Below are 19,329 nucleotides of genomic sequence, written 5' to 3' on the forward strand. Positions count from 1 at the left end.
TATGCGGCCTGATGCCCTCACCCCAACCCTCTCCCACGGGAGAGGGAGAAAATCATTAATCGCGTTTTTCCAGCAGGGTGCGATACAGCACACCGCCCAGAATACCGCCGATGATTGGCATCACCCAGAATAGCCACAGCTGCTCAAGCGCCCAACCGCCCTGGAAAATGGCGACGGCGGTACTGCGTGCCGGGTTGACGGAGGTGTTAGTGACCGGAATAGAAATCAGGTGGATAAGCGTCAGCGCGAGACCAATGGCAATAGGGGCAAAGCCTGCTGGTGCGTGTTTGTCGGTTGCGCCGTGGATCACCAGCAGGAAGCCTGCGGTCAGCACAATTTCAATCACGATAGCAGACAGCATGGAGTAGCCGCCTGGGGAGTGTTCACCGAAGCCGTTAGAGGCAAACCCGCTGGCTGCAGCGTCGAAGCCGGCTTTACCGCTAGCAATCACGTAAAGCACAGCTGCCGCAATAATACCGCCCACTACCTGAGCGACGATGTAGCCAACGACTTCTTTCGCAGGGAAACGGCCTCCCGCCCATAAACCCAATGTCACCGCCGGGTTAAAATGGCCACCCGAAATATGCCCTACGGCAAAGGCCATGGTTAATACGGTTAAACCAAACGCCAGTGCGACGCCGACAAAACCAATGCCTAATTCCGGGAATGCCGCAGCCAGAACGGCGCTACCGCAGCCACCAAATACCAGCCAGAATGTACCAAAGCATTCTGCTGCCAATTTTCTAAACATAACCACCTCAATAATAAATTTCCGCACGCTTTCCCGCGTACGGGATATATCGCCATAAAGGGATGACGACTCAAAGAGCCGTTATTCTAAAAACCAACAACACCCCTTCGCCACTTAAATAAATTCGATTAATTTGATTTAAGGCAATGTGATGTCAATCCTTGTTCAAATAAGCGGTAAACAGAGCATAGACCAATTCTCGCAAGGACGAATGTTATGCTGTCGTGACAGAACGCCGCCCGCTATACTGCTGATAACTTAAAGGAAAAAGTGGTCATTTCGCGGGGGATTTATGCTTCTCGAACGTGTGGAAATTGTCGGGTTTCGCGGGATTAACCGCCTGTCGCTGCAGCTGGAACAGAACAACGTCCTGATCGGCGAGAACGCCTGGGGTAAGTCCAGCCTGCTGGATGCGCTAACGTTGTTGCTTTCGCCCGAAGATGATTTGTATCACTTCGTCCACGATGATTTCTGGTTCCCACCGGGTGACATCACGGGCCGCGAGAAGCATCTGCATATCATTTTGACGTTCCGGGAATCTGAGCCAGGACGTCATCGCGTGCGTCGCTTCCGCCCGTTATCACCTTGCTGGGTGCCGTGCGATGACGATTTCCATCGTATTTTCTATCGGCTTGAAGGCGAGATGTCGGAAAACGAAGGGGTACTGACCCTGCGTGATTTTCTCGATGAGAAAGCCAACCCGATCCCCCTGGAGAATATCGACGATCTGGCGCGCCACCTGACCCGCCTGACGCCGGTACTACGCCTGCGTGATGCGCGCTTTATGCGGCGTATCCGTAACGGTACTGTACCGCATATGCCGGAAGCGGAAGTCACGGCCCGGGAGCTGGATTTCCTGGCCAGAGAGCTGGTTTCGCGTCCGCAAAATCTGACCGATGGGCAAATCCGTCAGGGATTGTCCGCAATGGTGCAACTTCTGGAGCACTATTTTTCCGAACAGGGCACGTCGGAGTCGCGCCATCGTCTGATGCGCCGACGCTCTCATGATGAGCAGCGAAGCTGGCGTTACCTCGATATTATTAACCGGATGATCGACCGGCCTGGAGGCCGTACCCATCGGGTGATTTTGCTGGGGCTATTTTCAACCCTTTTGCAGGCCAAAGGGACCGTTCGTCTTGACCGGGACGCCCGCCCGCTGCTGCTGGTAGAAGATCCTGAGACCCGTCTGCATCCCATTATGCTCTCCGTGGCATGGCATCTGCTGAATCTGCTGCCGCTCCAGCGCATTACCACCACCAATTCCGGCGAGTTATTATCGCTGACGCCGGTTGAACACGTCTGCCGTCTGGTGCGTGAATCTTCGCGCGTTTCTGCTTACCGGCTCGGGCCTGGCGGTCTGAACGCGGAAGACGGGCGTCGTATTGCGTTTCATATTCGCTTTAATCGAGCATCGTCGCTTTTTGCCCGCTGTTGGCTGCTGGTGGAGGGGGAAACGGAAACCTGGGTCATCAACGAACTGGCGCGCCAGTGCGGCCACCATTTTGATGCCGAAGGCATTAAGGTGATTGAGTTTGCCCAGTCGGGATTAAAACCGTTGATAAAATTTGCCCGCCGGATGGGGATCGAGTGGCATGTCCTGGTAGACGGTGACGAAGCGGGTAAAAAATACGCCTCAACCGTGCGTAGCCTGCTGAATAACGAGCGAGAAGAAGAGCGCGACCATTTAACCATGCTCCCTGCGATGGACATGGAGCATTTTATGTATCGTCAAGGTTTTGATGACGTATTCCACAGAATTGCGATGGTACCTGTAGATGTCCCGATGAACATGCGGCGCGTGATTGCCAAAGCCATTCATCGTTCGTCAAAACCGGATTTAGCCATTGAAGTGGCGACGGAGGCGGGGAAACGGGGCGTGGAGTCGGTACCGACGCTGCTGCGCAAGATGTTCTCCCGCGTGCTGTGGCTGGCACGCGGGAAAGCGGATTAAGATTGGGTTGCCTGGCTCACTTGCTGAATCAGGCTATCCAGCAGTTCGTAGCGGCGGCGATATTCGGAACGTTTTTTGCTCGCGATCTCTTCCATCGGCTTACGTGGCATGACAAGCGGCAGCCTAAAGTTACCGTTATCCTGTTTTTCACCGCCGATGGAAACCCAGAAACTGTCGTAATCGGCCAACAGTTTCCCCTCTTTTTTCTTGCGATAACGCCAGCTGCGATAAATATGGGTGGCGTTACTGACGGCAACAATCTGTTCTACCGGGAAAGCGGTGCCGAGGGTCATTGCGGCTTCAACGAGCAGACGTTTCGGGAACAGGCCGTGACAGGCTTTCGTTGCCCCCTGGATAAGCTCGTGCGGAACGTGTGCTTTTGCGCCCTGCAAACCGCCGATAAACAGCGTCGATTTTCCTTCAAACTGGCACAACGTAAAGGTCATTTCTGCCAGCACCGTATTCTGGCCGTCACAGAAAGCGAGGGTGGCTTCTCCCTCTTTATCCAGGAATGCATCTGCGCACAGACGAACGGTAAATTGCTGCTCATCTTTGCCGGTTAAGGTCAGCAGCGTGAAGCCCTGTTTAGAAAGATAACCATTCAGCAGCGTCGCAGGTAGCTGGCGGCTCATCGTCTGATAGTGCCAGTTGAGGGATTCCAGCGCGTGCTGACTATCCATGTTCACCGTTAACCAGGGACGATGCAGCCGGCATGGCAGCCCAGGCTGTACCTGCAGCATCTGCATCAGCCGCGGTTGTTTTGCAAGACTCGTTAACAGGCGCGCTGTGCTAACAGGTGACGCCAGCGAACGTAACATGAATTTACGTCGATAGGAGGGATTCTTCCACGCAAGCCCAGGTGTGAGCTGACCAAAAGCCAGATTTTTGAAGAGCTGCCAGCCTGATTTAGGCTGCGGCAGGTTTGAAAAAGGTGTATCGACGATGGAAGACATGATAGATCCTGCTTCTTGTTGAAGAACCTCATTTCAACAGGCAAACGTTCAACATCTCGTAAACAAATTGTGACGATTTCGAGAAACAGGGGTTTCGTTGAGGTATCGTTTAGATAAAATCAACACTGATAATTGCCAGAACATTTATTTGGAATATTTATGAACCTCAAGGGAAAACGCAGAACGCTGTTTCTGCTGCTGGCGGTCGTGGTTTTGGTCGGCGGATACTGGCTCTGGCAGGTGCTTAATGCGCCGGTGCCGCAGTATCAGACACTGATTGTTCGTCCGGGTGAACTGCAGCAAAACGTCCTCGCAACGGGCAAACTTGACGCCCTGCGCAAGGTTGATGTCGGCGCTCAGGTCAGCGGCCAGTTGAAAACGTTGTCGGTAGAGATTGGCGACAAGGTGAAAAAAGGTCAGTTGCTTGGGGTAATCGACCCTGAACAGGCTGAGAACCAGATCCGTGAGGTGGAAGCGACGCTGATGGAACTGCGGGCGCAGCGTGCACAGGCACTGGCAGAGCGTAACCTCGCCCAGGTGACGCTCACCCGCCAGCAGGCGCTTGCCAAAACTCAGGCTATTTCGAAACAAGATTTAGATACTGCCACCACAGAACTGGCGGTCAAGCAGGCGCAGATTGGCACGATTGATGCACAAATCAAGCGCAATCAGGCCTCGCTGGATACGGCGAAAACCAACCTCGATTACACGCAAATTGTTGCCCCGATGGCCGGGGAAGTCACCCAGATCACGACGCTTCAGGGCCAGACGGTCATTGCGGCACAGCAGGCGCCAAACATTCTGACCCTGGCAGACATGAGCACCATGCTGGTGAAAGCCCAGGTCTCAGAAGCGGATGTGATCCATCTTAAACCGGGGCAGAATGCCTGGTTTACGGTGCTTGGCGATCCGCAGACGCGTTATGAAGGCGTGCTAAAAGATATTCTGCCGACGCCGGAAAAGGTCAACGACGCCATTTTCTACTATGCCCGTTTTGAGGTGCCCAACCCGCAAGGCGTTCTGCGTCTGGACATGACCGCACAGGTGCATATTCAGCTCACCGGCGTGAAAAACGTGCTGACCATTCCACTCTCCGCGCTGGGTGAATCCACTGGCGAGGGCCGTTATAAGGTGAAGGTACTGCGCAATGGCGAAACTCGCGATCGAGAAGTGGTGATCGGCGCGCGTAACGATACTGACGTGGTGGTGACGAAAGGGCTGGAAGAGGGTGAGGAGGTTGTCACCAGCGAAAGCCTGCCAGGAGCGCCTAAATGACGGCGCTGCTCGAGCTGAACGACATTCGTCGCAGCTACCCATCGGGCGACGGTCCGGTGGAGGTGCTGAAGGGGATCTCGTTACGCGTCGAGGCTGGCGAGATGGTGGCGATTGTCGGGGCGTCCGGTTCCGGTAAATCGACGCTGATGAATATTCTCGGTTGCCTGGATAAACCCACCAGCGGTACCTATCGCGTGGCCGGGACGGATGTCTCCACGCTTGATGGTGACGCGCTGGCAAAACTGCGGCGCGAACACTTTGGTTTTATCTTCCAGCGTTATCACCTGCTTTCTCATTTAAGTGCGGCACAGAACGTGGAAGTGCCCGCGGTCTATGCGGGCGTGGATCGTAAAAAGCGTCTGGAGCGGGCGCAAGCGTTATTAACGCGTTTGGGGCTGGCAGAACGGGTGGAATATCAACCGTCTCAGCTTTCCGGCGGTCAGCAGCAGCGAGTCAGTATTGCCCGTGCGCTGATGAACGGTGGACAGGTGATCCTCGCGGATGAGCCGACCGGCGCGCTCGACAGCCATTCGGGTGAAGAGGTCATGGCGATCCTCCATCAGTTGCGCGATCAGGGGCACACGGTGATTATCGTGACGCATGACCCACAGGTCGCGGCGCAGGCGGAGCGGATCGTTGAGATCCACGACGGCGAGCTGGTCAGCAACCCGCCACCGCGACAGACCAGAGCGGCAGCACCGAAAGAAGCCTTGCCTGCGTCAACCGGTTGGGGGCAATTTTCCAGTGGCTTTCGCGAAGCGCTGACCATGGCCTGGCTGGCGATGGCGGCCAACAAAATGCGCACCTTGCTGACAATGCTCGGCATTATCATTGGTATCGCCTCGGTGGTGTCGATTGTGGTGGTGGGCGATGCCGCCAAGCAGCTGGTGCTGGCCGATATTCGCGCCATCGGCACCAATACTATTGACGTCTATCCCGGCAAAGACTTTGGCGACGACGAGCCACAGTATCAGCAGGCGCTGAAATATAACGATCTGGAGGCTATTCAGAAGCAGCCGTGGGTGAACTCCGCCACGCCTGCGGTTTCGCAAAACCTGCGTCTGCGCGTGGGCAACGTTGACGTGGCCGCCAGCGCGAATGGCGTGAGTGGAGACTATTTCAACGTCTACGGCATGACCTTCAGTGAAGGCGCTACCTTCAACGCCGAGCAGCTGGCGGGCAGGGCACAGGTGGTGGTGCTGGACGCGAACTCACGCAGGCAACTCTTCCCCAATAAAACCAACGTGGTGGGTGAGGTGATCCTGGTAGGGAATATGCCTGCCACCGTCATTGGCGTAGCGGAAGAGAAGCAGTCGATGTTTGGCAGCAGTAAGATCCTGCGCGTCTGGCTGCCCTATACCACCATCTCAGGGCGGATCATGGGGCAATCCTGGCTCAACTCCATCACCGTGCGCGTGAAGGAAGGCTACGACAGTGCCCGGGCCGAGCAGCAGCTGGAACAACTGCTCACGTTACGTCACGGAAAGAAAGATTTCTTCACCTGGAATATGGACGGCCTCTTGAAAACGGCTGAAAAGACCACACGTACTCTTCAGCTGTTCCTGACGCTGGTGGCAGTGATCTCGCTGGTGGTGGGTGGCATTGGGGTGATGAATATCATGCTGGTGTCGGTGACCGAACGCACGCGGGAGATTGGCATCCGTATGGCGGTCGGGGCCCGGGCCAGCGACGTGCTACAGCAGTTTTTGATTGAAGCGGTGCTGGTGTGTCTGGTCGGCGGTGCAATGGGCATTGCGCTCTCGATGATGATCGCGTTTGCGCTCCAGCTCTTTTTACCCGGCTGGGAGATTGGTTTCTCACCTCTGGCTATTCTTACCGCATTTTTGTGTTCGACATTTACCGGCATTTTGTTTGGCTGGTTGCCGGCCCGCAACGCGGCGCGGCTGGATCCGGTTGATGCGCTGGCCCGCGAATAGGCTGAAAATAAAAATGCCAGCCGATCGGGCTGGCATTTTGACTGCGGGATGTACACAATAAAACAGAGAGCTATGCAACCGTCTCTGCTTCAATGGGTACGATAAGGCTTGCATGATTGCCTTTTGGTCCCTGGTGTACATCGAACCGGACGGACTGCCCGGCTTTGAGCGTTCTGTAACCATCCATCTGAATGGTGGAATAGTGAGCGAAGATATCCTCGCCGCCGCCTTCGGGGCAGATGAATCCAAACCCTTTGGCGTTGTTGAACCACTTAACAGTACCCATTTCCATGCTTCGACATCCTTCGTAAATCTTATAAATTAAGATGGAATGAACCGGTGGTGGAGTGGGGGCTGTTCAAAACCTCGCCATCTCACGCTTGTACAATTTAGAGAAACGAAAGAAGTCGTCAAGCGTTTGGGGCTGGAGATGGGACAATAATCAACCAAAGTTTGAAGCAGTTAACGCTATTGCAACAGTTTGTGACAGACATCGCGGATGACAGTAATAGATGATTGTTATCTAACATCTGAGGTAGATTCAAAGTGGTTATGCATAATGGGTAAGACCAACGATTGGCTGGATTTTGACCAGCTGGCGGAAGACAAAGTGCGCGACGCGCTAAAACCGCCATCTATGTATAAAGTTATGTTAATGAACGATGATTACACGCCGATGGAATTTGTTATTGACGTGCTACAAAAGTTCTTTTCTTATGATGTAGAACGTGCAACGCAACTGATGCTTACCGTTCATTATCGTGGTAAAGCGATCTGCGGCATCTTTACTGCTGAAGTCGCGGAAACCAAAGTGGCGATGGTGAACGACTACGCGAGGGAGAACGAGCATCCGTTGCTGTGTACGCTGGAAAAGGCCTGATAAGGCATAAAATTGGGGGAGGTGCCTATGCTCAATCAAGAACTGGAACTCAGTTTAAACATGGCTTTCGCCAGAGCGCGTGAGCACCGACATGAGTTTATGACCGTCGAGCATTTACTGCTCGCACTGCTTAGCAACCCATCTGCCCGCGAAGCGCTGGAAGCCTGCTCCGTGGATCTGGTGGCGCTACGTCAGGAACTCGAAGCCTTCATCGAACAAACCACACCGGTGCTGCCAGCCAGTGAAGAAGAGCGCGACACGCAGCCGACGCTCAGCTTCCAGCGTGTATTGCAGCGCGCGGTTTTCCACGTCCAGTCTTCCGGACGTAGCGAAGTGACTGGCGCAAACGTCTTAGTCGCCATCTTCAGTGAGCAGGAGTCACAGGCTGCCTACCTGCTGCGCAAACACGAAGTCAGCCGCCTCGATGTGGTTAACTTTATTTCTCACGGAACGCGCAAAGACGAGCCTAACCAGGCATCGGATTCCAGCAATCAGGTCAATAACAATAATGAAGAGCAAGCAGGCGGGGAGGATCGTATGGAAAACTTCACCACCAACCTTAACCAGCTTGCTCGCGTTGGCGGTATCGACCCGCTGATTGGCCGCGATAAAGAGCTGGAGCGCGCGATCCAGGTGCTGTGCCGTCGTCGCAAGAACAACCCGCTGCTGGTGGGGGAATCTGGCGTGGGTAAAACCGCGATTGCCGAAGGCCTGGCCTGGCGTATCGTGCAGGGCGACGTGCCGGAAGTGATTGCCGATTGCACCATCTATTCGCTGGATATCGGCTCGCTGCTGGCTGGCACCAAATACCGCGGTGATTTTGAAAAACGCTTCAAGGCGCTGTTAAAACAGCTGGAGCAGGACACCAACAGCATCCTGTTTATCGATGAAATCCATACCATCATCGGTGCAGGTGCGGCCTCCGGTGGCCAGGTGGATGCCGCGAACCTGATCAAACCGCTGCTCTCCAGCGGCAAGATCCGCGTGATTGGCTCCACCACCTACCAGGAGTTCAGCAACATCTTTGAGAAAGACCGTGCGCTGGCGCGCCGCTTCCAGAAAATCGACGTGACCGAACCGTCCGTCGAGGAGACGGTGCAGATCATCAATGGCCTGAAGCCGAAGTACGAAGCGCACCACGACGTGCGTTACACCGCGAAAGCGGTACGTGCGGCTGTGGAGCTGGCGGTGAAATACATCAACGACCGTCATCTGCCGGATAAGGCGATTGACGTGATTGATGAGGCAGGGGCGCGTGCGCGCCTGATGCCGGCCAGCAAGCGTAAGAAAACCGTTAACGTGGCGGATATTGAGTCCGTGGTGGCTCGTATCGCGCGTATCCCTGAGAAGAGCGTTTCTCAGAGCGACCGCGACACGCTGCGCACCCTCGGCAATCGCCTGAAAATGCTGGTCTTTGGTCAGGATAAAGCCATTGAGGCCTTAACCGAAGCGATCAAGATGGCACGCGCTGGGCTGGGACATGACCACAAGCCAGTCGGTTCCTTCCTGTTCGCCGGTCCAACCGGTGTCGGGAAAACCGAGGTGACGGTACAGCTCTCCAAAGCCCTGGGCATTGAGCTGCTGCGTTTTGATATGTCCGAGTATATGGAGCGTCACACCGTCAGCCGTTTGATTGGTGCGCCTCCGGGCTATGTGGGCTTTGACCAGGGCGGTCTGCTGACCGACGCGGTGATCAAGCATCCGCACGCGGTACTGCTGCTCGATGAAATCGAGAAAGCGCACCCGGACGTGTTCAACATCCTGCTGCAGGTGATGGACAACGGGACGCTAACCGACAACAACGGGCGCAAGGCGGACTTCCGCAACGTGGTGCTGGTGATGACCACCAACGCCGGCGTGCGTGAAACCGAGCGTAAATCCATCGGCCTGATCCACCAGGACAACAGCACCGATGCGATGGAGGAGATCAAGAAAATCTTCACGCCGGAATTCCGTAACCGTCTGGACAACATTATCTGGTTCGATCACCTGTCTACCGAGGTGATCCATCAGGTTGTGGACAAGTTCATCGTCGAACTGCAGGTTCAGCTGGATCAGAAAGGCGTGTCGCTGGAAGTGAGCCAGGAGGCCCGCAACTGGCTGGCTGAGAAAGGCTATGACCGTGCGATGGGTGCCCGTCCAATGGCGCGTGTGATTCAGGACAACCTGAAGAAACCGCTGGCGAACGAACTGCTGTTTGGCTCGCTGGTGGATGGCGGCCAGGTGACGGTGGCGCTGGATCAGGCGAAGAATGAGCTGACGTATGATTTCCAGAGTGCGCAGAAACACAAGCCTGAAGCGGCTCACTGAGTGAGTTGAACGTTAATGTTAAAAACCGGGCTTTTGCCCGGTTTTTTTATGCCTGCCAAGGTAAAAGCAAAACGACAACAGTGTTGTCGTTTTTAGTGTTTTCTCCCTCTCCCTGTGGGAGAGGGTTGGGGTGAGGGCAACAGACCGCAGAGGAATTTTGCGAGGCGCTTTCCAGTTTCCTTCGAAGTCAGTTGCTGGATAAAACCACAGTAATAAAATGGCGTCGCACCTGCAAAATCAGGTGCTGGGATTGGCGTCCTGATTACACACATATGGAAAGATGTTGCTAACGCAACGTCACTGGTTTCGTTCACTCTTTTTTTAGCTGCGGTATAATCCGTATCTTCAAATATGGTGGGCTGAACCGGGGCTTCTTTTGAAGCGCCGATTTTCCATATGGTCGGTACGCCAAACCGGTTCAGTCTGCCACCCGAAGTTGGCGTTTCTGGTGGTAGTTTTCAGCTCTTAATATGGAAATTATGAATATGGAAAACCAGTCTATCTCCCAACTCTACAGCGAACTCTCCCTCAACCCCGATCTCCCAACCCTTGCAGAGCGCTGCAAATTGCTCACCGAAATCCTCCTCGATTGCACATCACTCCCACAAACGCAGCCCATCTGTCGCTGCCTTGGGGCGTATCTGGAAGAAATGAAATCCGGCCTCACAGAGTCAATGCGTGATTTTCAGGTGGTGGAATTTGAGGACGAAGCGGAACAACCGAGACAAAAAGAGTGGCTGCTTGAAGGCACCGAAGCACAGTGTGATTACTGTCGGGCGTTAAATCACGTGTTGCTGATTTCGCATTTTGACCACGATATGTTGCCGCACCTCACGGGGTTATTGCATGACATAGCGCATTCAATGGCGGCAGATTTGGTCGCATCTCGAGGTGCAGAAAAGGTAATCCATATTATTTCCTGACGATGGTTCGAAGCCTGGAGGGTTCTTCTGACTCCAGATGTGTAACCCTTTTTTTTGCAGCTTACGTAACGCATTGATTTATCAAGCATGGTTTCACGGTGCAGAAAAAAGGGTTTAATGTGCAGAAGTTGATTATTTTCTTTTCTAACAATAAGATGGCGTGGTTTCCCTTCAGTTCACTGCCGTACAGGCAGCTTAGAAACCTCCGCTTCGCGTCATAGTCCAGCGCCTGCATGTTCACTGCCGTACAGGCAGCTTAGAAATGATGCGCTGAACCCTCTCAGCCGCTCGTTATGTTCACTGCCGTACAGGCAGCTTAGAAAGGATTGCTACCGATGAAAGCTGTAAGCTTTGAGGTGCACTGCCGTACAGGCAGCTTAGAAAAGCCTCTTATCCTCGAAATCGAGATTGAAAAGGGTGCACTGCCGTACAGGCAGCTTAGAAAAACAGGCCATCTACCAGACTCACCTTCACGTAGTGCACTGCCGTACAGGCAGCTTAGAAAAGGAACGATTGGTTTCTTCGACAATACCACGAGTGCACTGCCGTACAGGCAGCTTAGAAATCACAGCGCCACCAGCGCCGAAAACTTTGTGAGTGCACTGCCGTACAGGCAGCTTAGAAAGTAAATAGAAATTGGATCACCAGCGACAATGGGTGCACTGCCGTACAGGCAGCTTAGAAATGTATAACCTTTCAGTTTCTGCGATTGCGCATGTGCACTGCCGTACAGGCAGCTTAGAAAACAAAGACCCGGCCAGCCTGGACAGCATCGAAGTGCACTGCCGTACAGGCAGCTTAGAAATTCTTCAGCCAGCGCGGCGCGGCGGGCTTCCAGTGCACTGCCGTACAGGCAGCTTAGAAATTGAACCGTTGGCGTTGAACGTGTAATCAACCGTGCACTGCCGTACAGGCAGCTTAGAAATCACCTATCAACAAGGTGTGCCGCGAATGTTCGTGCACTGCCGTACAGGCAGCTTAGAAATTGATAATGAACACGATTGAACAACAACTAAGGTGCACTGCCGTACAGGTAGCTTAGAAATTGTCACAGATGCAGAAATGCACCTGCGATTTGTGCACTGCCGTACGGGCAGCTTAGAAAGAAAGCTATCACCATAACAGTATGAAACTGTAGTGCACTGCCGTACAGGCAGCTTAGAGAAGAGTGATGGACAACCATAATCACAGGAGAAAGCTCACTGCTGCACATGCAGCTTAGCAAAATAGAAAATAAGGTCTCCCCCTTACTCTTTGCACTATCGAACAGACAGCCTTGAAGCAGAAACAAAGCCCAAATAATTGTTCAAATAATCAACTACACCACAAAAAAATAAGGCCGGGAAAAACCCGGCCTTATTTAATATTCATCTGCCATTACAGGCGAAAACAATTAGCGACTACGGAAGACAATGCGGCCTTTGCTCAGGTCGTACGGGGTCAGTTCAACAGTCACTTTGTCGCCCGTCAAAATGCGGATGTAGTTTTTGCGCATTTTACCGGAGATGTGCGCAGTTACCACGTGACCGTTTTCCAGCTCTACGCGAAACATGGTATTAGGCAACGTATCAAGTACGGTACCCTGCATTTCAATATTGTCTTCTTTGGCCATCTAATCCTCTGGGGTATCACTACCAAGTTTTGAACCGGCAAGATAATGCCGAAATTCATCAATTAAGTAAAGAATTGCGCGATTAAAACGCAGCAAAACAGTTTCGGCGCATTGCCCAAGCGTCACGGTACAACCGAACAGGAAGCGCATTCGTAAAGGGGAGACGACAGGATAAACGTCAGGACGTTATCTGAAGCGAGGGTCCCAAACGGCGGCGGGGCAACAGGCAGAAGCTACTCTGCGGCATAATTATAACACCCTCACAAAAAATATGCGGAAAACATTTAGGCATTGGGCAGAAAGAGCGTTCTCGGTATCCAGAAGTCGCGCGGGAGCTTCTCCTGACGGCTGGCATCCAGTTGTTCGATGTACTGGCGTCGCGGAATTTCAACAGCACCCAGCGAGGCCGTATGCTCGTTGAGTACCTGACAATCGATCAGGCGTCCGCCGCGTTGGGCAAACGCCTGGCAGAAGACCAGCAGCGCCGTTTTCGAGGCATTCACCGCGCGGGAGAACATGGATTCGCCGCAAAAAAGCGTCCCTTGCGCGACGCCATACATGCCGCCGACGAGCTCACTACCTTCCCATACCTCGATGGAGTGGGCGTAACCCAGCTCATGGAGCTGGTGGTAAGCGGTAATGATATCGCGCGTTATCCATGTCCCTTCGTAGCGGTCTTCAGCACAGCCTTCAATCACCTGACCAAAGGCGTGATTCAGGGTCACCCGATACGGTGATTTAGCGTGGAAACGCTTCATGCTGCGGCTCAGGTGAAACTGCGCAGGCCACAGTACGGCACGCGGATCGGGAGACCACCATAAAATCGGATCACCGGGGGAAAACCAGGGAAAAATACCTCGCTGGTAGGCCATCAATAGTCGTGCAGGACTGAGATCGCCACCAAGAGCCAGCAACCCATTGGGTTCACGTAGCGCCCCCTCCGGAGAAGGGAACGCAATATTATGACGAGAAAGCTGGACCAGGCGCATGACAGCAGAACTCCAATACGCGAGTGAGGATCGGTACAAATATAGTCTACAGACGCTGTTTAAACTGGTAGTAGCGACCCTGTTTCGCCAACAGTTCTGTGTGACTACCTTGCTCAATAATGTGTCCGTTGTCCATCACAATTATCTGATCAAAACTCGCCAGTCCGCGCAGGCGGTGCGTGACCATCAGCACGGTTTTACCGGTCATGACATTGGCCAGCAAATCAAGGATTTGGCTCTCGGTTGTGGCGTCCAGACCTTCCGTCGGTTCGTCCAGCAACATCAGCGGCGCATCGTGCAGCAGCGCGCGGGCAATCGCCAGACGGCGCAGCTCACCGCCGGAGAGCTGACGGCCACCTTCACCCAGCCAGCTGTTTAGCCCTGCATCTTCAAGCAACTTATGCAGTCCAACCTGTTCCAGCATGGCGCTCAGTTCATCATCAGAGGCCTCTGGTGCTGCCAGCAGCAGGTTATCGCGCAGTGTGGCGCTAAACAGATGCACGCGCTGCGGAACCACACTGACAGTTTTGCGCAGAGACTGTTCGCTGAAATCTGTCAGCAACGTATCATTGAAACGAATCTGACCGTGCTGCGGGTCCCAGGCGCGGGTCAGCAACTGTAACAGCGTCGATTTGCCACAGCCGGTACGGCCGAGTATGGCAATGCGCTGGCCAGCGTTTACCGCGAGATTCACACCTTCCAGTGCGTTCTGCGCCTGCTTGTCGTAAGCGAAAGTGACATTATCAAGCGTGAGCGCAACGTTCTCTGGCACCGCGGTCTGTGCGGCACTGAATGTGACTTCAGGTTCTTGCTCGGCGATCTGGGTGATGCGCAGGGCGGAGGCGATTACCTGTCCCAAATGCTGGAAAGCGCCTGTCACCGGTGCCAGCGCTTCAAATGCGGCCAGAGCACAGAACACGAAGAGGGCGATCAGAGGACCTGGCTGCGTATTACCGCCGATACCACCGGATGCCAGCCATAGCATAGCGATTACTGCCACGCCGCCGATTAACATCATCAGCGCCTGAGAGAAGGCCGTCAGTTCCGACTGGCGGCGCTGGGCTTCATGCCAGTTCAGTTCCGTACTTTCCATTCGGGCGCGGTAGCGCTTGCTGGCACCAAAAATGGTCAACTCGGCCTGCCCCTGAAGCCAGGAGGTCAGTTGCTGACGGTAGTCCCCGCGCAGGCGCGTCAGGTTTTCCCCGGTGGATTTCCCGGCGCGGTAAAACAGCGGTGGCAATATAATGAGCGTGAGCAACATGATCCCACCCAGTGTCAGCGCAACGGGAACATCCAGAACGGACAGTCCCAGCGTGACCACTACAATCACCACAAACGCGCCCACGATCGGGGATATCACGCGCAGGTACAGGTGATCCAGCGTGTCGACATCCGCTACGACACGGTTAAGTAACTCACCCTGACGAAAACGCGCCAGCCCGGCAGGGGAGAGGGGCAGTAGTTTTCTGAAGGTGTAGATACGCAGGTGCTGCAGCACGCGGAAAGTGGCGTCGTGGCTGACCAGCCGCTCGAAATAGCGTCCGGCAGTACGGGTGATGGCGGTACCGCGAACACCGGCCGCCGGAAGCATATAGTTGAAGCTGTACAACCCGGCAACGCCCGCAACGGCAGAGGCCGACAGGAACCAGCCGGAAAGGGTGAGCAGGCCGATACTGGCGAGCAGCGTCACAATCGCCAGCACAATCCCCAGTGTCAGCATCCATTTGTGGCGTTTATAGAGCGCAAGATAAGGCAGCAGAGCACGCATCAGATGTCCTCCTGACGATTCGCCAGCAGGGCGGCAAACGGTCCCTGCGCGGTAACGAGAGAGGCGTAATCGCCTTGCTCAACAATACGGCCGTTCTCCATAACCCAGATCTGGTCCCAGTCGGCAATGCCTTCCAGCTGATGGGTGACCATCAGGGTGGTTTGCTGCAGAGAGGCGTCATTCAGAGCATCCATTACGCGCTGCTCGCTGTGTGTATCCAGACTGGCTGCGGGCTCATCAAGCAGCATCAGCTGGCACGGGTTAAGCAGCGCACGGGCAACCGCCACACGCTGCGCCTGTCCGACGGACAGCCCGGCAGACTGGTCGCCGACCACGGTATCAACTCCCTGCGGAAGTTGCGGCAGAAATTCGCTGACCCAGGCGCGGTCGAGAACCGATTGCAGCTCGTCTTCTCGGGCATCCGGGCGCGCCAGCAGCACGTTTTCACGCAGCGTAGAGGCTGGAAGCTGCGGATTTTGGCCTACCCAACTCAGCTGTTTACGCCAGGCGTCAGGATCGAGGTTGCGCAGTTCCGTTTTGTTGATCCGCAGTGAACCTGTGTAGGCCATAAAACCGGATAGCGCATTCAGCAACGAACTTTTCCCGGAACCGCTGGTGCCGACGAGCACTACGCGTTGTCCGGCAGGTAAGGTAAAGTTCAGCGGACCCGCGAGCACTTTGCCTTCGGGTGACAAAATGGAAAAGTCCTGCGCTTCAATGGTCACGGGATCTTTAGCATTCAGCGTAATGTCACCCCGTTCCGGGTGCGCCAGCGGCGTTTCCAGGAATGTTTTCAGGCTGTCGGCCGCGCCAACCGCCTGTGCTTTAGCGTGATAGAAGGTCCCCAGGTCGCGAAGCGGCTGGAAAAACTCCGGGGCCAGGATCAGTGCCAGGAAACCGGCAGAAAGGGTCACCACCGTGCCGTAATGGCCAAAATCCAACGCGCCGAGGTAGGAGAAGCCGAAATAGACCGCCACGAGGGCAATCGACAGCGAGGTGAAGAATTCCAGTACGCCTGAGGACAGGAACGCCAGACGTAACACTTCCATGGTGCGCTGACGGAAGTCCTGCGATGCCTGGCGAATGTTTTCGGTTTCCGCTTCACCGCGGCCAAAAATGCGCAATGTTTCCATGCCGCGCAGACGGTCGAGGAAATGGCCGCTTAAGCGACCCAATGCCAGGAAGTTACGACGGTTAGCGTCCGCAGCCCCCATGCCGACCAGCGCCATAAACAGCGGGATCAGCGGGGCGGTGCCCATCAGAATCAGCGCGGCCATCCAGTTCACCGGGAAGATGGCGAGCACAATAAGCAGCGGAACAAAGACGGCAAGAGCCATTTGCGGCAGGTAGCGCGCATAGTAGTCGTGCATATCGTCAATCTGCTCAAGAATCAGCGTCGCCCAGCTACCGGCCGGTTTACCCTGGATCCACGCGGGTCCGGCTTCCTGAAGGCGATCGAGCACCTGACGGCGGATCTCGTAGCGGATATGCTGTCCGGCGTGAAACCCGACACGCTCACGTAGCCATACCACCCAGGCTCGCAGGATAAAAATCAGGATCAGAACAATAAAGGGCAGCAGGAGCGCTTCGCGTGGAATGTTCTCCATGATCATATGATTAAGAATGCGGGCCAGCAGCCATGCCTGGGCAACAATCAACAGACCACTGACGAACCCAAGAATACGGGAGATCGTAAGCCAGCGGCGGGAAAGAACGCTTTGCTGTTTCAGCCAGCGTGTTAACTCTTGTTGACGGGTTTTTTCCATTGCGTACTTTGCAGGTGACGTTATTAGAAATTGGGCAGCGCAATGTTACAACGGTGAGACAATAAAGGCGACTTATCGCCGCCTTTATTTACGTTTGTTACTGACTTGTAAAGATTATTTACCTTGTTCAGCCAGTCCATCGAGGTAGCGTTCAGCGTCCAGCGCGGCCATACAGCCGGTGCCCGCTGAGGTAATCGCCTGACGATAAATATGGTCCATCACGTCACCAGCGGCGAACACGCCCGGGATGCTGGTCTGGGTTGCGTTGCCGTGAATACCAGACTGCACTTTGATGTAGCCGTTTTCCAGCTCTAGTTGACCGTCAAAGATCGCGGTGTTCGGGCTGTGGCCGATAGCCACAAACAGACCCGCCACTTCCAGCGTTTCAACATTATCGGTGTTCTGGGTATCACGGATACGCAGACCCGCAACGCCCATCTGATCGCCCGTCACCTCTTCCAGGGTGCGGTTGGTATGCAGCACGATGTTGCCGCTTGCCACTTTATCCATCAGACGTTTGATCAGGATTTTTTCTGCGCGGAAGGTGTCGCGACGGTGGATCAGATGCACCTCAGAGGCAATGTTCGCCAGGTAGAGCGCTTCTTCCACTGCGGTGTTACCGCCGCCAATGACCGCGACTTTCTGATTGCGGTAGAAGAAACCGTCGCAGGTAGCGCATGCAGAAACGCCGCGGCCTTTGAACGTTTCTTCGGATGGCAGACCGAGGTAACGGGCAGAGGCACCGGTGGCGATGATCAGCGCGTCACAGGTGTATTCGCCGCTGTCGCCCGTCAGGCGGAACGGACGGTTCTGCAGATCGACCTTATTGATGTGGTCGAACAGAATTTCGGTTTCGAATTTAGCGGCATGCTCGTGCATACGCTCCATCAGCAGCGGCCCGGTCAGGTCGTGCGGGTCGCCTGGCCAGTTTTCCACTTCGGTGGTGGTGGTCAGCTGACCGCCTTTTTCCATGCCGGTAATTAACACCGGTTGCAGGTTAGCGCGTGCAGCATAGACCGCCGCGGTATATCCCGCAGGTCCAGAACCAAGGATTAGCAGCTTACTGTGTTTAGCCGTGCCCATGAGATCCCCATTGTTGTTGGCAGACATTTGGCAGGATTGTAGGGAATTTGTTGCCGTAAAAAAAGAGCGCAGCAATTTTGATATCAATCTGTGTAATAGCCGCTGACGATGAATGGCGCGCGATAACATCGCGCTTTCCCTTGAAAAACGGTCGTTTGTAAGGCAATAAAATGAGGATTCATACCCTGCCGTAATGAATATCCGGCATGTTGTACTAAAAAACGATGTTTTGCTTTGACAATCCCCTGCGCTTTTGCGAAAACATTCAAGGAAGAAAAAAAACCGCGTTAACCGTGTGCCGCATAGGCATGCATGTAAATGCCATTTTTACCGGGTCAGTGAAATCTACGCATGGCGTGGACAGACGCCATACGTGATGTCGGTGACTGCCTTCGGGCAACGGTCTTCTTACCAACAGAACCCGAATCCGCATCGCGTCTAATACAAAACCAGGCGATGTGATGACTAACGGGTACAGGCTCTGAACAGTGATGTGCACAGGGTCCAGGCAGGAGTAGGGAAGGAATACAGAGAGACAATAATAATGGTAGATAGCAAGAAGCGCCCTGGCAAAGATCTCGACCGTATCGATCGTAACATTCTTAATGAATTGCAAAAGGATGGGCGTATTTCCAACGTCGAGCTTTCAAAACGTGTGGGACTTTCCCCGACGCCATGCCTTGAGCGTGTGCGCCGACTGGAAAGACAGGGTTTCATTCAGGGCTATACTGCTCTGCTGAACCCGCATTATCTGGATGCCTCACTTCTGGTATTTGTTGAGATTACTCTGAATCGTGGTGCGCCGGATGTGTTTGAGCAATTTAACGCTGCTGTACAAAAACTTGAAGAAATTCAAGAGTGTCACCTGGTGTCCGGTGATTTCGACTACCTGTTGAAAACCCGTGTGCCGGATATGTCCGCCTACCGTAAGCTGCTGGGTGAGACCCTGCTGCGTCTGCCGGGCGTGAACGACACCCGTACTTATGTGGTGATGGAAGAGGTCAAACAGAGCAATCGTCTGGTTATTAAGACGCGCTAACACGGAACAGGTGCAAAATCAGCGTAGTTTGATTACACTCCTGTTAATCCATACAGCAACAGTGCTGGGGAGTCCCGGCGCTGTTGTCCGTT

15 protein-coding genes and 1 CRISPR repeat array are annotated in these 19,329 nt (G+C 54.3%); of the genes, 7 read left to right on the forward strand and 8 right to left on the reverse strand.

Going from position 1 to position 19,329, the window contains the following annotated elements; all coding sequences use genetic code 11:
• Positions 1-55: 55 nt before the first annotated feature.
• Positions 56-751, reverse strand: a complete 696-nt coding sequence (aqpZ, locus tag ACLHV8_RS06225) for an aquaporin Z (protein WP_208594443.1) — start codon at positions 749-751, stop codon at positions 56-58.
• 292 nt (positions 752-1,043) lie between these two features.
• Here aqpZ and ACLHV8_RS06230 point away from each other — a divergent pair, with 292 nt between their 5' ends.
• On the forward strand, positions 1,044-2,702 hold the full coding sequence (locus ACLHV8_RS06230) for an ATP-dependent endonuclease (RefSeq protein WP_049005455.1): 1,659 nt from the start codon (positions 1,044-1,046) through the stop codon (positions 2,700-2,702).
• Here ACLHV8_RS06230 and ACLHV8_RS06235 read toward each other — a convergent pair.
• Positions 2,699-3,655 (reverse strand): VirK/YbjX family protein, encoded by a 957-nt coding sequence (locus tag ACLHV8_RS06235; RefSeq protein WP_208594444.1) that lies wholly within the window; start codon positions 3,653-3,655, stop codon positions 2,699-2,701. The genes ACLHV8_RS06230 and ACLHV8_RS06235 overlap by 4 nt on opposite strands.
• Before the next feature lie 159 nt (positions 3,656-3,814).
• On the opposite strand from ACLHV8_RS06235, the gene macA reads away from it, so the two are divergent.
• On the forward strand, positions 3,815-4,930 hold the full coding sequence (gene macA, locus ACLHV8_RS06240) for a macrolide transporter subunit MacA (protein WP_129325288.1): 1,116 nt from the start codon (positions 3,815-3,817) through the stop codon (positions 4,928-4,930).
• A complete protein-coding gene (macB, locus tag ACLHV8_RS06245; RefSeq protein ID WP_208594445.1) occupies positions 4,927-6,867 on the forward strand; it encodes a macrolide ABC transporter ATP-binding protein/permease MacB in 1,941 nt (646 codons plus the stop codon). Before macA ends, macB begins: the two co-directional genes overlap by 4 nt.
• A gap of 70 nt (positions 6,868-6,937) precedes the next feature.
• Here macB and cspD read toward each other — a convergent pair whose 3' ends face one another.
• Positions 6,938-7,159, reverse strand: a complete 222-nt coding sequence (gene cspD, locus ACLHV8_RS06250) for a cold shock-like protein CspD (protein ID WP_008499993.1) — start codon at positions 7,157-7,159, stop codon at positions 6,938-6,940.
• Positions 7,160-7,426: 267 nt separating this feature from the next.
• Here cspD and clpS point away from each other — a divergent pair, with 267 nt between their 5' ends.
• From clpS to ACLHV8_RS06265, 3 genes are all read left to right on the forward strand, one after another.
• A complete protein-coding gene (gene clpS / locus ACLHV8_RS06255) occupies positions 7,427-7,747 on the forward strand; it encodes an ATP-dependent Clp protease adapter ClpS (RefSeq protein WP_006174393.1) in 321 nt (106 codons plus the stop codon).
• A 27-nt stretch (positions 7,748-7,774) separates the two neighbouring features.
• Positions 7,775-10,057 carry an ATP-dependent Clp protease ATP-binding subunit ClpA gene (gene clpA / locus ACLHV8_RS06260; RefSeq protein ID WP_049005459.1) on the forward strand — a complete coding sequence of 761 codons (2,283 nt, stop codon included), beginning with the start codon at positions 7,775-7,777 and terminating at the stop codon, positions 10,055-10,057.
• 479 nt (positions 10,058-10,536) lie between these two features.
• Complete coding sequence (locus tag ACLHV8_RS06265) at positions 10,537-10,980, forward strand: hypothetical protein (protein ID WP_208594447.1); 444 nt, start codon at positions 10,537-10,539, stop codon at positions 10,978-10,980.
• Between the two features lie 174 nt (positions 10,981-11,154).
• A CRISPR array of direct repeats spans positions 11,155-12,145; the repeat unit is 28 nt; unit sequence GTGCACTGCCGTACAGGCAGCTTAGAAA.
• Between the two features lie 228 nt (positions 12,146-12,373).
• On the opposite strand, the gene infA is transcribed toward ACLHV8_RS06265, so the two are convergent.
• From infA to trxB, 5 genes are all read right to left on the reverse strand, one after another.
• A complete protein-coding gene (gene infA / locus ACLHV8_RS06270) occupies positions 12,374-12,592 on the reverse strand; it encodes a translation initiation factor IF-1 (protein ID WP_002211347.1) in 219 nt (72 codons plus the stop codon).
• Between the two features lie 284 nt (positions 12,593-12,876).
• Positions 12,877-13,581 carry a leucyl/phenylalanyl-tRNA--protein transferase gene (gene aat / locus ACLHV8_RS06275; protein WP_028019262.1) on the reverse strand — a complete coding sequence of 235 codons (705 nt, stop codon included), beginning with the start codon at positions 13,579-13,581 and terminating at the stop codon, positions 12,877-12,879.
• Between the two features lie 46 nt (positions 13,582-13,627).
• Positions 13,628-15,349, reverse strand: coding sequence for a heme ABC transporter ATP-binding protein/permease CydC (gene cydC, locus ACLHV8_RS06280; protein WP_208594448.1), 1,722 nt, complete (start codon positions 15,347-15,349; stop codon positions 13,628-13,630).
• Complete coding sequence (gene cydD, locus ACLHV8_RS06285) at positions 15,349-17,115, reverse strand: heme ABC transporter permease/ATP-binding protein CydD (protein WP_208594449.1); 1,767 nt, start codon at positions 17,113-17,115, stop codon at positions 15,349-15,351. The genes cydC and cydD overlap by 1 nt, the downstream gene beginning before the upstream one ends.
• A 114-nt stretch (positions 17,116-17,229) precedes the next feature.
• On the reverse strand, positions 17,230-18,198 hold the full coding sequence (trxB, locus tag ACLHV8_RS06290; RefSeq protein ID WP_208594450.1) for a thioredoxin-disulfide reductase: 969 nt from the start codon (positions 18,196-18,198) through the stop codon (positions 17,230-17,232).
• Positions 18,199-18,742: 544 nt separating this feature from the next.
• Here trxB and lrp point away from each other — a divergent pair.
• Positions 18,743-19,237, forward strand: a complete 495-nt coding sequence (gene lrp / locus ACLHV8_RS06295) for a leucine-responsive transcriptional regulator Lrp (RefSeq protein WP_000228469.1) — start codon at positions 18,743-18,745, stop codon at positions 19,235-19,237.
• The last annotated feature ends 92 nt before the right edge of the window (positions 19,238-19,329 follow it).

This window comes from Enterobacter sp. CPE_E863 (assembly GCF_046521465.1).
GTDB classification, from domain to species: Bacteria; Pseudomonadota; Gammaproteobacteria; order Enterobacterales; family Enterobacteriaceae; genus Enterobacter; species Enterobacter adelaidei.

Excerpts from the sequence above, each read along its gene's own strand:
- clpA (WP_049005459.1), top strand. The coding sequence starts at position 7,775 with ATGCTCAATCAAGAACTGGAACTCAGTTTAAACATGGCTTTCGCCAGA.
- cydD (WP_208594449.1), bottom strand. The coding sequence starts at position 17,115 with ATGGAAAAAACCCGTCAACAAGAGTTAACACGCTGGCTGAAACAGCAA.
- cydC (WP_208594448.1), bottom strand. The coding sequence starts at position 15,349 with ATGCGTGCTCTGCTGCCTTATCTTGCGCTCTATAAACGCCACAAATGG.
- ACLHV8_RS06235 (WP_208594444.1), bottom strand. The coding sequence starts at position 3,655 with ATGTCTTCCATCGTCGATACACCTTTTTCAAACCTGCCGCAGCCTAAA.
- aat (WP_028019262.1), bottom strand. The coding sequence starts at position 13,581 with ATGCGCCTGGTCCAGCTTTCTCGTCATAATATTGCGTTCCCTTCTCCG.
- ACLHV8_RS06230 (WP_049005455.1), top strand. The coding sequence starts at position 1,044 with ATGCTTCTCGAACGTGTGGAAATTGTCGGGTTTCGCGGGATTAACCGC.
- trxB (WP_208594450.1), bottom strand. The coding sequence starts at position 18,198 with ATGGGCACGGCTAAACACAGTAAGCTGCTAATCCTTGGTTCTGGACCT.
- infA (WP_002211347.1), bottom strand. The coding sequence starts at position 12,592 with ATGGCCAAAGAAGACAATATTGAAATGCAGGGTACCGTACTTGATACG.
- macA (WP_129325288.1), top strand. The coding sequence starts at position 3,815 with ATGAACCTCAAGGGAAAACGCAGAACGCTGTTTCTGCTGCTGGCGGTC.
- aqpZ (WP_208594443.1), bottom strand. The coding sequence starts at position 751 with ATGTTTAGAAAATTGGCAGCAGAATGCTTTGGTACATTCTGGCTGGTA.
- macB (WP_208594445.1), top strand. The coding sequence starts at position 4,927 with ATGACGGCGCTGCTCGAGCTGAACGACATTCGTCGCAGCTACCCATCG.
- cspD (WP_008499993.1), bottom strand. The coding sequence starts at position 7,159 with ATGGAAATGGGTACTGTTAAGTGGTTCAACAACGCCAAAGGGTTTGGA.
- lrp (WP_000228469.1), top strand. The coding sequence starts at position 18,743 with ATGGTAGATAGCAAGAAGCGCCCTGGCAAAGATCTCGACCGTATCGAT.
- clpS (WP_006174393.1), top strand. The coding sequence starts at position 7,427 with ATGGGTAAGACCAACGATTGGCTGGATTTTGACCAGCTGGCGGAAGAC.
- ACLHV8_RS06265 (WP_208594447.1), top strand. The coding sequence starts at position 10,537 with ATGAATATGGAAAACCAGTCTATCTCCCAACTCTACAGCGAACTCTCC.